The organism is Nonomuraea sp. KM88, from assembly GCF_052245635.1.
Lineage (GTDB): Bacteria > Actinomycetota > Actinomycetes > Streptosporangiales > Streptosporangiaceae > Nonomuraea.
This window is the reverse complement of sequence record NZ_JBQQCC010000021.1, coordinates 53,359-65,823: the sequence shown is the minus strand read 5'-3', so window position 1 is coordinate 65,823 and position 12,465 is coordinate 53,359. Positions and strand designations below refer to the sequence as shown.

General features: G+C 70.8%; 11 protein-coding genes. 2 read left to right on the top strand and 9 right to left on the bottom strand.

Translation table 11 applies throughout. The features are described from left to right. Positions 1-45: 45 nt before the first annotated feature. The 3 genes from ACTWPV_RS41555 to ACTWPV_RS41545 all read right to left on the bottom strand — a co-directional run bounded on the left by ACTWPV_RS41555 (position 46) and on the right by ACTWPV_RS41545 (position 3,176). Positions 46-1,464: an amidase gene (locus ACTWPV_RS41555; RefSeq protein WP_443155990.1), complete on the bottom strand. Its 1,419-nt coding sequence runs from the start codon at positions 1,462-1,464 to the stop codon at positions 46-48. A gap of 8 nt (positions 1,465-1,472) precedes the next feature. Then, positions 1,473-2,432, bottom strand: coding sequence for an LLM class F420-dependent oxidoreductase (locus tag ACTWPV_RS41550; protein WP_443155989.1), 960 nt, complete (start codon positions 2,430-2,432; stop codon positions 1,473-1,475). 75 nt (positions 2,433-2,507) lie between these two features. Next, positions 2,508-3,176, bottom strand: coding sequence for a TetR family transcriptional regulator (locus ACTWPV_RS41545; protein ID WP_443155988.1), 669 nt, complete (start codon positions 3,174-3,176; stop codon positions 2,508-2,510). Between the two features lie 174 nt (positions 3,177-3,350). On the opposite strand from ACTWPV_RS41545, the gene ACTWPV_RS41540 reads away from it, so the two are divergent. Beyond that, complete coding sequence (locus ACTWPV_RS41540) at positions 3,351-4,250, top strand: hypothetical protein (RefSeq protein ID WP_443155987.1); 900 nt, start codon at positions 3,351-3,353, stop codon at positions 4,248-4,250. 55 nt (positions 4,251-4,305) lie between these two features. Here ACTWPV_RS41540 and ACTWPV_RS41535 read toward each other — a convergent pair whose 3' ends face one another. From ACTWPV_RS41535 to ACTWPV_RS41515, 5 genes are all read right to left on the bottom strand, one after another. Continuing rightward, the gene (locus tag ACTWPV_RS41535) at positions 4,306-5,367 is read right to left on the bottom strand and encodes an aspartate-semialdehyde dehydrogenase (RefSeq protein WP_443155986.1); all 1,062 of its coding nucleotides are present in this window, start codon (positions 5,365-5,367) and stop codon (positions 4,306-4,308) included. After that, a complete protein-coding gene (locus ACTWPV_RS41530; RefSeq protein ID WP_443155985.1) occupies positions 5,364-6,638 on the bottom strand; it encodes an aspartate kinase in 1,275 nt (424 codons plus the stop codon). Before ACTWPV_RS41530 ends, ACTWPV_RS41535 begins: the two co-directional genes overlap by 4 nt. 88 nt (positions 6,639-6,726) lie before the next feature. Beyond that, positions 6,727-7,257 carry a DUF5063 domain-containing protein gene (locus tag ACTWPV_RS41525; protein WP_347647569.1) on the bottom strand — a complete coding sequence of 177 codons (531 nt, stop codon included), beginning with the start codon at positions 7,255-7,257 and terminating at the stop codon, positions 6,727-6,729. Next, a complete protein-coding gene (recR, locus tag ACTWPV_RS41520) occupies positions 7,250-7,849 on the bottom strand; it encodes a recombination mediator RecR (RefSeq protein ID WP_347622999.1) in 600 nt (199 codons plus the stop codon). The genes ACTWPV_RS41525 and recR overlap by 8 nt, the downstream gene beginning before the upstream one ends. A gap of 2 nt (positions 7,850-7,851) precedes the next feature. Further along, positions 7,852-8,202: a YbaB/EbfC family nucleoid-associated protein gene (locus ACTWPV_RS41515; protein WP_171055572.1), complete on the bottom strand. Its 351-nt coding sequence runs from the start codon at positions 8,200-8,202 to the stop codon at positions 7,852-7,854. Positions 8,203-8,569: 367 nt separating this feature from the next. Between ACTWPV_RS41515 and ACTWPV_RS41510 the strand changes: the two genes are divergently transcribed. Next, positions 8,570-9,994, top strand: coding sequence for a GAF domain-containing protein (locus ACTWPV_RS41510; RefSeq protein ID WP_443155984.1), 1,425 nt, complete (start codon positions 8,570-8,572; stop codon positions 9,992-9,994). Positions 9,995-10,061: 67 nt separating this feature from the next. Here ACTWPV_RS41510 and ACTWPV_RS41505 read toward each other — a convergent pair whose 3' ends face one another. Further along, complete coding sequence (locus ACTWPV_RS41505) at positions 10,062-12,461, bottom strand: DNA polymerase III subunit gamma and tau (RefSeq protein WP_443155983.1); 2,400 nt, start codon at positions 12,459-12,461, stop codon at positions 10,062-10,064. Positions 12,462-12,465 lie beyond the last annotated feature (4 nt).

Below are 12,465 nucleotides of genomic sequence, written 5' to 3'. Positions count from 1 at the left end.
CTCTTCACGACATAACGCGTCGCCGCCGCCACGAGTTCCTGCCGATCAGGCCAGCGCCGCATGCTCGAACGGGCGAGCACGCTCGACCTGCGCGGCCACCCTGACGAGCAGGTCCTCCCGTCCGGCCGCCGCCACCAGCTGCACGCCCACCGGCAACCCCGCCGCGGTCCTGTGCAGGGGCAGCGAGACGGCGGGCTGCCCGGTCGCGTTGACCGGCGAGGTGTAGGCCACGGCGTGCATCGTCCTGCCGAGGCTCACGCTGAGGTCGTTCGGCGGGATCCAGCCCAGCGGGAACGGCGCGACCCCGAGCGACGGCATCAGCAGCAGATCGTGCCCGGCGGCCCACCAGGCGGACATGCGCCGGCGGAAGCCGTCGATCCACTGCGTGGCCAGGATGTGGTCGGCCGCGCTGTGCCCCTGGGCCGTGCCGACCATGGCGGCGTTGCGCGGCTCCAGCTCCTCCACGTCCACGGGCCTGCCGCGCGCCGCGCCCAGGCCCGCCACCTGCGCGGCCAGGTGGTCGGCCACGATGGCGCCGAAGTGCCGGGTGAAGTCCGGCTCCGCGAGCGCCTCGGGGCCTCCTGGCGCGACGTCGTGGCCCAGCGACTCCAGCAGCTGCGCGGCCCTCGTGACGGCCTCCGCGACCTCGGGCTCCTCCGGCACGTCGCCCCGGGGATGCGTGGCGAGGAACCCGATCCGCAACCGCCCGGGATCCGCCCCCACCTCCGCGGCCAGCGGGCCCGGCAACGGCGGGGCGTCGTACGGGTCGCCGGGACGCATGCCCGCGACGACGTCCAGCGCCGCCGCCGTGTCACGCACGCTCCTGCTGACGAACCCCGGGCACGAGAACCCGCTCCACCCCTCCCCCATGGCCGGGCCCAGGCTGACCCGCCCGCGCGTCGGCTTGAGCCCCACCAGGCCGCACATGGACGCCGGGATGCGGATCGAGCCGCCCCCGTCGCTGGCGGTGGCCAGCGCCACCATCCCGGCCGCCACCGCCGCGGCCGAGCCGCCGCTCGACCCGCCCGCGGAGTACGCCGGATCGTACGGGTTGCGCGTGGGCCCGAACGCCAGCGGCTCCGTGGTGATCGTGGAGCCGAACTCCGGGGTGTTGGTCCGCCCGAGCACGACGAACCCGGCCTCGCGCAGGCTGACGACGCCGTACCCGTCGGGGGCGTCCACGGCGCCGTCGAGCACCGAGGAGCCCGCGCTGTACGGCTCCCCCGCCTGCCGCCAGCCCAGGTCCTTGAGCAGGATCGGCACCCCTCTGAAGGGCGCTTGCGCAGGAATGGCGTCGATCTCGGCCAGCGCGCGTTCGAAACGGCGGTGGATGACCGCGTTCAGCTCGCCGTCGCGGGCCTCGATGCGGGCGATCGCGGCCTCGGCCAGCTCGCGCGCCGAGACCTGTCCCTCCCTGACCGCCCGGGCCTGGGCGACCGCGTCCAGCCTCAGTACGTCGTCCATGTCGCCTCCTACGCCCGGGGAGCCAGGTCGCGCACCGCCTGGTCGATGGAGACCTCGCCGCCGGGGATGGGGGCGAGGACGGGGGTGTCGAGCCCGTTGTCCACGTACTGCTGGATCCTGGCGCGGCAGGTGGCCGCGTCGCCGTGCACGACGAGGTCGTCGACCACCTCGTCGGGGATGGCCTTCAGCGCGGCCTGCCGGTCGCCGGCCGCCCAGGCCTCGTGCATCGGCCGCAGCGTCTCGCCGCGCCCCAGCCAGTCGTGGAAGGCGGCGTAGACCGGGACGGTCAGGTAGCCGGCCAGCATCCGCCTGGCCATCTCGCGCACCTGGGCGGCGTCCTCGCTCACGCAGACGAACAGGCGGGCGATCAGCTCGGTGCCGGGGCCGATCTCGGCGCGCACGCGGCGTACGTCCTGTGGGGAGAGCCAGTTGGTGATGGCGCCGTCGGCCTCGGCTGCGGCCAGCCGCAACATGCCCGGCCGCAGCGCCGCCAGCACGATTCTCGGCGGCGCCTTCGGGGCCCGCTCCAGCCGGAACCCCTTGATCTCGAACGTCTCGTACTCCTCCGAGACCTTCTCACCGGCCAGCGCCCTCTTGAGGAACCGCAGGGTGTCGCGGGTGCGCGCGTACGGCTTGTCGAAGGTGCCGGCGTTCCACCGCTCGACGATGGCCGGGGAGGACGCCCCGATGCCCAGCACGAACCGTTCGGGCGCGAGATCGGCCAGCGTGGCCGCGGACATGGCCAGCAGCCCGGGACCGCGCGTCGAGACGGGCACGATGGCGCTGCCCAGCCTGATCCCCGGCGCCCACTGCGCGGCCAGCGCCAGCGGCGTGAACCCGTCGACGCCGTTGACCTCGGCCGACCAGGCGTCGGTGTAGCCGAGACCGGGCAGCTGCGCGATCAGCTCCTGCGACCGCGCGAGCGAGCGGTCGTAGAAGGGAATGGTCATGCCCCACTTCTGCGTCATGCACGGCCTCCGGCTCGGTTCCGCCCGCGGTTGGACGCTGGCCGGTCAACCCTACCAACCGCTCGGTATGGGAGGCTAGGCGCGGAGTTCGTGGACCGCCGCGATGAAGTCCTTCGTGATCCCCCGCAGCCCCGGCAGGTGCGACAGCCCGACCAGCCGGTCCACCAGCGGCACCGTGACCTCGATCAGCCGGTACGTACGCGCGCACCCCGGCGAGGTGTCGTGCACCCAGAACAGCACCATCCCCATGGACAACAACCACAGCAGCTCGGGCAGCTCCTCACGCAGCTCCGCGTTCATGCGGTCGCGCGACCCCTCGACGACCTGGCGGTAGATCGCGATGGACGCCTCCCGCGCCGGGGACGACTGCTCGCTGAACGGGCTCAGCGGGTTGGTCGGCTCGGCCGCGTGCTTGAAGAACTTCACGGCGAACTCGTGGTAGGGCTCGGAGACGCGTACCCACTCGCGCAGCACCCCGCTCAACCGGGCCGCGAACGTGTCCTCGGTCTCCAGGAACGCCCTGCATGCCTCCTCGTGCTCGGCCTGGGCGCGGTCGTAGTACGCCTGGATCAACGCCTCCTTGCTCTCGAAGTAGTAGTAGGCGTTGCCCACGGAAACCCCGGCCTCCGCGGCGATGGCGCGCATGGTGGTCGCGTCGAAGCCGCGCTCCCTGAACAGCCGCAACGCCGTCTCGACGATGAGCTCCCGGGTGCTCTCCGATCCGCGGTTTCGGGCTTCGGACACGTTCGTCACTGTACGTCGGGAAAGCTGGTTAGGTCATGAAGCCGCACGGTGATCGCCGATCCACGGCAAAGTTGCATCCGCGGCATGAGTTATCTCCTGTGAATGGTGGGATTGTCGTTTCAGGCGGAAGGGCTATTTCCGCGAAAAGGCATCGACATGTGGATACGTGGAACAGTGCGCCTCATCGTAGTCGCGCTCCTCGGCATAGAGATCACCATCATCGCGCTGGCCTCGGCCGCCTCCGCCGCCACCCACCCCGATGGGGAGCGGACAGGAAGCGGCCCCAACGAGGCCGTGCCCGGCGGGTGGGAGGATCCCCTCCCGCAACCGCTGGGGGCAGCCATGGCGGAGACGCAGTCCAGCGCCTCCGAGAACTGGCCGCTTCCCGCCGGCCCCTGGGCGCGCGAGAACATGATGAACCGTGAGGATCTGGCGGCCCTGCGAAACTGGCCGCTGGACGACCTGCGGTGGCTCACGGAAGGCAGGCAGGCGCCGGACACCACACACGCGCAGCCGTGGCCGGCCCAGCCGCGGGCGAACCTGTCGCCCGCCGAACGCCGGCCACAGGCCGCCAAGGCACGAAAACGCACCAAGGTGGCCAAGAAGCGCCACACACGGCGGCACAAGGCTCACAAGCGCGCCAGCGTGGACCTGGCACGCGTGATGCCCCGGCAGGCGGCCGCACAGCTGACCCACGCCACCGCCGCCGGCTGGCTGCGGAGCTCGGGCCTGCGTACGAAGTCGACCGGCAACTGCACCAGCAAGCACCGGCACCACTGCACCTCGTTCGACTCCGTGCGTGCCGGGACCGTCGCCGGCATCATCCAGCTGAAGCGCGAGAGCGGCTGCCCGATCATGGTGACGGGTGGCACGGAGACCGGCCACGCGCCGGGCCAGTACAGCCACGGCAACGGCTACAAGCTGGATATCTCACACAACTCTTGCATCGACCGGCACATCAAGAAGGTCAGCGACCGGGCCGGAGTCCGCAGCGACGGCGCCCGGCTCTATCGATCCGGATCAGGCACCGTCTTCGCCGACGAAGGCGACCACTGGGACATCCTTTTCCGGTGACGTGCCCTGCGGCGGACGCCGTGCGGCACCCACGGCGTCACACCACACCATCCGGTCACTTCTCGGACGCGACCAGCTCGGCGATCTCCGCCGCGTTCAGCGCCGCCCCCTTGCGCAGGTTGTCTCCGCACACGAACAGGTCGAGCGTGTTGGGGAAGTCGACCGCCTGGCGGACACGGCCGACGTAGGTCGGGTCGTTGCCCACCACGTCGAGCGGCGTCGGGAACACCCCGCCCGCCGGGTCGTCCATGAGGACCACCGTCGGCGCCGCCTCCAGCACGCGATGCGCGTCGGCGACCGTGATCTCGCGCTCGAACCGCGCGTGCACGGCCAGCGAGTGGGTCGTGACCACCGGCACGCGCACGCAGGTCGCGGAGACCTTGAGCTCCGGAATGCCGAGAATCTTGCGGGACTCGTTGCGGAGCTTGAGCTCCTCGGAGGCCCAGCCGCCCTCCTTGTAGGAGCCGGCCCACGGAACCACGTTGAACGCGATCGGCGCCGGGAACGGCGACTCGCCGGGCAGCTTGTCGGCCAGCACCCTGCTCACGTCACCGGCCACCTGGCCGAGGCTGCGGTCGCCCGCCAGGGCCTCGACCTCGTCGTAGAGCCGCGCGGAACCGGCCACGCCGGCGCCCGACACCGCCTGGTAGGAGGCGACGACCAGCTCGGTGAGCGTGAACTCGGCGTGCAGCGCGCCCATGGCCGCCATCATCGACAACGTCGTGCAGTTGGGCGTGGAGATGATGTTGCGCGGCCGGTTGCGCGCGTCGAGCGGATTGACCTCGGGCACCACCAGCGGCACGTCGGGCTCCATGCGGAACGTGCCCGACTTGTCGATCACGACGGGACCGCGGGCGGCCGCGATCGGCACCCACTCGGCCGACACCTCGTCGGGCACGTCGAAGATGGCCACGTCGATGCCGTCGAAGACCTCGGGCGCGAGCGCCTGGACCACGACGTCCTCGCCGCGCACGCGCAGGACCTTGCCCGCCGAACGGGGAGAGGCGACGAGACGGATCTCGCCCCAGATGTCCTCACGCGACGACACGATGTCGCGCATCACGGTGCCCACGGCGCCGGTCGCGCCGATCAGGGCCAGGTTGGGCCTGCTGCTCATCGTCCGGTTCCTCCATACACCACGGCTTCGACCTGGTCGGCGTCGAGATCGAAGGCACGGTGGGCGGCGCCCACGGCCGCGTCGACACCGTCCTCCCCGACCACGACAGAGATGCGGATCTCCGACGTGGAGATCATCTCGATGTTGACCCCCGCGTCGGCGAGGGCCGCGAAGAACGTCGCCGTGACGCCGGGGTGCGAGCGCATGCCCGCTCCGATCAGCGACACCTTTCCGATCTGGTCGTCGAAGAGCAGCGACTCGTAACCGATCCGCTCCTGGATCTTCTTCAGCGCCGTCAGCGCGGCCTGGCTGTCGGCCGTGGGCAGCGTGAAGGAGATGTCGGTGCGACCGGTGGCCGCGGCCGAGACGTTCTGCACGATCATGTCGATGTTGATCTCGGCGTCGGCCAGCGTTTTGAAGATCGAGGCAGCCTCGCCGACCTTGTCGGGCACCCCGACAACAGTGATCTTGGCCTCGCTCCGGTCGTGCGCGACGCCGGAGATGATCGGCTGCTCCATCTCGGTTCCTTCGTTGTAAGGGTCGGAGACGACCCACGTGCCTTCCTTGGTGCTGAACGAGCTGCGTACGTGGATCGGCAGGTTGAAGCGGCGAGCATACTCGACGCAGCGCAGGTGCAGGATCTTCGTCCCGCAGGCGGCCATCTCCATCATCTCGTCGTAGGAGATCCTGGGGATCTGCCGCGCCGCGGGCACGATGCGCGGGTCGGCGGTGTAGACCCCGTCGACGTCGGTGTAGATCTCGCACACGTCGGCCTCGAGCGCCGCCGCCAGCGCCACCGCCGTGGTGTCGGAGCCGCCGCGACCGAGCGTCGTTATGTCCTTCGTGTCCTGCGAGACACCCTGGAAGCCGGCCACGATCGCGATGTGGCCCTGGGCGATCGCCTCGCTTATGCGGCTCGGCGTCACGTCGATGATGCGCGCCTTGCCGTGGACCGAATTGGTGATCAGACCCGCCTGCGAGCCGGTGAACGAGCGGGCCTCGTGGCCGAGGTTGGCGATCGCCATCGCCAGCAGGGCCATCGAGATGCGCTCGCCCGAGGTCAGCAGCATGTCGAGCTCGCGGCCAGGAGGCAGCGGCGACACCTGCTCGGCCAGGTCGAGCAGCTCGTCCGTCGTGTCGCCCATCGCGGAGACGATCACGGCCACGTCGTTGCCGGCTTTTTTCGTCGCGACGATCCGTTGCGCGACCCGCTTGATGCAGGACGCGTCGGCGACGGACGAACCACCGTACTTTTGCACAACGAGGGCCACAAGAAGTCTCCCGGTCTGGACTATGAGCTGCCAGTCTACTGAAGCCGTCTCATGCGCCCGATGGGCCATACCCCTCTGTGGATGTTCCTCAGACCGCGGTGGTCTCCTCCGCCACGTCGAGCCGCGAGTGCGCGGCCAGCGCCTGCAGCGCCCTCATGGCGGCGCCCGCGTGGTTGCCCCAGGTGTTGAAATATGAGTATTGCCACCACCAGAGCGCCTCGTGCGGGCGGCCCGCGTGGTAGTGGCGCAACCCGTGGATGAGGTCGGCGGCGACCGCGGTCAGGTCATCGGAAAGCCGGTAGGGGGTGACCACCGTGTCCTTGTAAGGGTCGAACACCTCGGCGTAGTCGTCGACCGCCTCAAGCCGCTCGGCCAGCGCCGTGCGCACGCCGTCTATGTCGGGGTCCTCGCTCATCGGCGGCTCGTAGTTGCCGGAAAGGATCACGTCACGGTTGGCGCCGAGCTTGGCTCCCGCGAGGCTCACCTGGGCGACCTCCACCAGCAGCAGCGACCAGATGGCGTCACCGCCCTCGCCGCCCGCCACCCTCGTCAGCCCGTCGACGTAGTCTTGTGCGTGCCCGGAGATCTCTTGCGCCAGCACGCTCCACTCGTCAGACATCCAGCAGCCTCCGTCCTTCGAACGCGCGGCCCAAGGTGACCTCGTCGGCATATTCGAGGTCACCGCCCACAGGCAGACCGCTGGCCAGTCGTGTCACTTTCACACCCATCGGCTTGACCAGACGGGCGAGGTAGGTCGCCGTCGCCTCCCCCTCCAGGTTGGGGTCGGTGGCGAGGATGAGCTCGGTGACGCGACCGTCGGCCAGGCGCGTCATGAGCTCACGAATGCGCAGGTCGTCGGGGCCGACACCGTCGATCGGGCTGATCGCGCCCCCGAGCACGTGGTAGGTGCCGCGGAACTCGCGCGTCTTCTCGATCGCCACGACGTCCTTGGGCTCCTCGACCACGCAGATCACGTGGGTGTCGCGGCGCGCGTCGCGGCAGATGCGGCACTCCTCCTCGGAGGCCACGTTTCCGCACGTGCGGCAGAAACGGACCTTCTCCTTGACCTCCAGCAACGCGTGCGCCAGCCGTTTGACATCGGCCGGGTCGGCCGCCAGCAGGTGGAACGCGATCCGCTGCGCGCTCTTGGGACCGACACCGGGCAACAGCCCCAGCTCGTCGATCAGATTCTGGACGACCCCTTCGTACATGCCTAGAACCCTGGCAACTGTCCGAGGCCGCCGCCGCCCAGCCCCTGGGCGAGCGGGCCGAGCTTTTCCTGCTGCAGATCGGCGGCCGCGCGCACGGCGTCGCGGACGGCCGCGATCACCAGGTCGGCGATCGTGTCAGCGGTGTCCTGCGCGTCGCCGGCGTCGATCACGCTCGGGTCGATCTTGAGCTCGAGCAGCTCGCCCGAGCCGTTGACGACGGCGGTGACCATGCCGCCGCCTGCTGAGCCCTCGATCTGCGCATCGTTGAGCTCCTGCTGGGCGCTCACAAGCTGCTGCTGCATGAGCTGTGCCTGCTCCAGCAGCTGCTGCAGGTTGACATCCCCTGGGTTCACCGTCGTGCGCTCCTCGTGGCTCCGCGTTCTTGACTGCCACGAGCCTACGGTGTTTGGGCGGCGTCATGTACTGGTGGCGGCCCCATGTTTCGTCCCGGGGCCCCTGCCCGGATGATCCGCTCGCTGTCCGGCGTGTCCCCTGACGGGCGTTCATTGATGCTTCCGGCGAGTCCGGCCGGGTCTCAGGCCCCCCTCCAGCGTCCGAGACCCGGCCTCACGCCGGCGAACCGACGCGCTGGCGGGGACGCTACTGAGGCGAACGTTGCGTACAGGTTGCGTCTATTTGATCACTCTGTGCAATCCTCGCGAACGGCTTGCGCGAAGGGCCTTCAAGACGGATAGTCAAGCTGACTACTTGGAGTGACCGATGAGTTACGCCTATCTTGACGAATACTCCCGCGCCCTACGCGGGGCACACGAAGCGGTGGCGACCGGCCAGGACTGGCCGGAGTCTCCACGCCGTCTGATCGCGGCATCGTGGCGTCGCTCCCTCGAAGCCCACATCGACCCGGAGAGGTTGAACGCGCCCTCCGTCTTAGACCCCTCCCACATCGAGGACGTCCGCCAGGCCCACCCGCTGCGGCCCCTCCTCCCCCTCCTCGTCCAAACCCTGTCCAGCCTGGCCGACGAGATCGACCACGTGATGGTCGTCACCGACGACAACGGGCGCGTGCTGTGGCGACGAGGCAACCCGGCCGTCATCCGTCGCGCGGACCAGATCGGCCTCGCCGACGGCCACCAGTGGGCCGAGCACAACGTCGGCACCAACGGCATCGGCACCGCCCTCGCGATCCGCCGGCCCATGCACGTCTACTCCGAGGAGCACCTCATGCGCGTGCTCCACGTCTGGTCGTGCAGCGCCGCCCCGATCAGCGATCCCGACTCCGGCCAGATCATCGGCTGCGTCGACGTCAGCGGCACCGCCAGCACCCTTCACCCCGCCACCGTCGCCATGGTCGCCGTCACGGCCAAGCTCGCCGAATCCCAGCTCGCCCTGCGCATGTACGAACGCGACGAACACCTCCGGCGCCGTTACGAAGCACTGCGCGGGCGGCCCGGCATCCTTCTGTCGTCCACCGGCCGCGTCATCTCCGGCGACCCGTCGGGCTGCCTGGGCAAGCGCGTCCCCCTCGGCAGCCAGACCCAGCGCATGCTCCTCAAAGACGGCTCCGTCGCCCTGTTGGAGCCCTTCTCGAGCGGATTCCTCCTGCGTCCCTCGCCGGCCACCACGCCGCCGCCCCTGACCATGACGTTCCTCGGCGCGGGCACGCCCACCGCCACCTTCGACGACCACGAACGCCCCCTGTCGCTCCGGCACGCCGAGCTCCTCGCCCTCCTCGCGCTCCACCCCCACGGGCTGACGGCCGAGCAACTGTCGTTCCTGCTCTACGGCGACGACGGCAACCCCGTGACGATCAGGGCGGAGATCCACCGGCTGCGGGCCCAGTTCGGGAACGCGATCGCGGCCAAACCGTACCGGCTGACCTGCCCGATCGAGGCCGACTTCCTGGAGTTGCGCCGCCACCTCGCCGCAGGTGACCCGACCTCGCTGGCCCGTGCCTACAACGGCCCCCTGCTGCTGCGCTCGGAGTCACCGGAGATCCGCAGGGAACGAGACGAGCTGGAGGCCCAGGTACGGGCCTGCCTGCTTCGGCGCGGCACACCCGACGACCTTTGGACATACGCGCAGACCTGCAACGGGCGCGACGACTACGAGGTGCTCGAACGCCTCGCCGCCCTGCCCCCCACCGACTCCCGCTCCGCCGCCGCCCGCGCCCGCCTCCTCCTCTGACCCCCTGCGTCTGCCCCGCCCTCCGTGCCGCGGGTCAGCCATCCGTGCGCCGAGGTGTGCTCAGAGGTCAGGTGTGGTCGATCTCACCGATCACCTGGGCGCCGAGCTCGCGCTGCAGCAGCGCCATGCCCGAGACCGAGTCCACATCGGCGTCCGCGTCGTTGAGCGGGTCGACCTCGTCGGCGTCCGGGCCCTTGGAGCGGCCGGGGACCGCGTCCGGCCACGCCGCGGCGCCGCCACGGGGGGAAGGGACGCGAGGACCGGCCTGCGCGGCGGCCTTGGCCGCTGACCGAGCCGCCGCCAGCCCGGTTCCTGCCGCCCCACCAGGTGAACCCGCCGGCCGGACGGCCGCGACCGTACGAGTGGGGTCGGGGGTCGGAGGCGCGCCGGGGGCGAGGTCGTCAGGGGCGTCCGGCCACGACTCGTCGGTGGTCGGGGGGCCGGGAAGGGCGGACGAAGGGCCGGCCGGAGGTTGGCCGGGATCCTGCGCCGCGGCTCCCTGGTCGTCGTGGGAGGCGCCGTCGGACGAGCCGTGAGAGGCGCCGTGTGATGACGTACGGCCCTGGGAGCCCGGCGTGCCGTGGGACGCGGCAGGTGCGGCCGGCGCCCCCTGCGGACCGGCCGGCCCCTGGCCACCGCCATGAGAGGGCTGCTGCGGACGTGCGGGACCGCGCGGGGCGGACGGGGCAGGAGACCCGCCGACGACCGCCTCGACCCGCCACGTGCCACCCAGCACGTCGCCGAGCGCGGCGGCCACGACGGCGTCCTTGCCGCCGCCCGTGAAGTTCTTCATCGCACCGACCTGGGTGAAGCCGAGCGTCACCAGGTTGCCCTCCACGCCGACCACCTGGGCGTTGGTGCTCACGTTGGCCCAGACGACGATGCTGCGCTGCTTGAGAGCGGCCAGCACGCCGGCCCACTGCGCCTGGATCGCGCCCGGTCCCCCTGCGGCGGGAGCGCCCTGGGACCCGCCCGAGGCCGGAGCGTCCTGGGAACCGTCCCCGGCACCGGCTGACGGCTGGGCGGCGTACGCATCGCTCCCTGCCTGTTGCCCTCCGCCCGCACCGGGACGAACGGGCGTGGGCCAGTCATCCCCGGCGTTCGGCGAGGGGGCGGATGGCTGGGCCGCCTCTATACCGCCCGGCCCTGCGCCCTCGCCGACCGGCGAAGCAGCGACCCGACCATGGCCCGCGACCTCGGGGACACCGGGACCCGCCGGCGTAGCAGGACCCGCGGGCGTACCGGAACCTCCGGAGATGCCGCGCCCCGCCGGCGGAGCCGATGCGGCTCGGGCGGCCATCTGGGCGACCGCGCCGCCGCGTTCGAGGCGTTCGAGGCGGGCGAGCAGCGCCTCCTCGCCCTGCGCCGCGCCAGGCAGCAGGACCCGCGCGCACATCAGCTCAAGCAGCAGGCGCGGCGAGGTGGCGCCACGCATCTCGGTGAGACCGGCGTTGAACACCTCGGCGGCGCGCGTCAGCTCGGCCGGCCCCATCGAGGCGGCCTGCTGGACGAGACGCTCCAGCTCGTCGGCCGGCCGGTCGAGCAACCCGCTCGACGCCGCCTCGGGAACGTTGGCCAGAATCACCAGGTCGCGGAAGCGTTCGAGCAGGTCGGAAGCGAAGCGGCGCGGATCGTGGCCACCCTCGATGACCCGGTTGACCGTGTGGAACACCTGGCCGCCGTCACGGGCCGCGAACGCGTTGACGACCTCGTCGAGCAGATCGCCGTCGGTGTAGCCGAGCAGGGAGACGGCCTTGGCGTAGGTGATGCCGTCGTCGTCGGCCCCGGCGAGAAGCTGGTCGAGGATCGACAGCGAGTCACGCGCCGACCCAGCGCCCGCCCTGACGACCAGCGGCAGCGCCGTCGGCTCGAACGGCACGCTCTCCGAGGTGAGGATCTCCTCCAGCAACGCGCGCAACGTCGCGGGCGGCATCAGCCGGAACGGGTAGTGGTGCGTGCGCGACTTGATCGTCCCGATGACCTTTTCCGGCTCGGTCGTCGCGAAGATGAACTTCAGGTGCGGCGGAGGCTCCTCGACGAGCTTGAGCAGCGCATTGAACCCCTCGCGGGTCACCATGTGCGCCTCGTCGATGATGTAAATCTTGTAGCGCGCGGAGACGGGGGCGAAGAACGCCCGCTCACGCAGGTCGCGCGCGTCGTCGACGCCACCGTGCGAGGCCGCGTCGATCTCGATGACGTCGAGGTGGCCCGGGCCCGTGGGGGCGAGCGCGACACACGACTCGCAGGCGCCACAGGGGTCGGGCGTCGGACCCTGCTCGCAGTTGAGAGAGCGGGCCAGGATGCGGGCGCTGGAGGTCTTGCCGCACCCACGAGGACCGCTGAACAGGTAGGCGTGGTTGATCCGGCCCGTACGCAGGGCCTGTCGCAGCGGATCTGTGACGTGTTCCTGACCCTTGACCTCGGCGAAGGTCCCGGGTCGGTACTTGCGGTAAAGCGCAAGGCTCATGCGA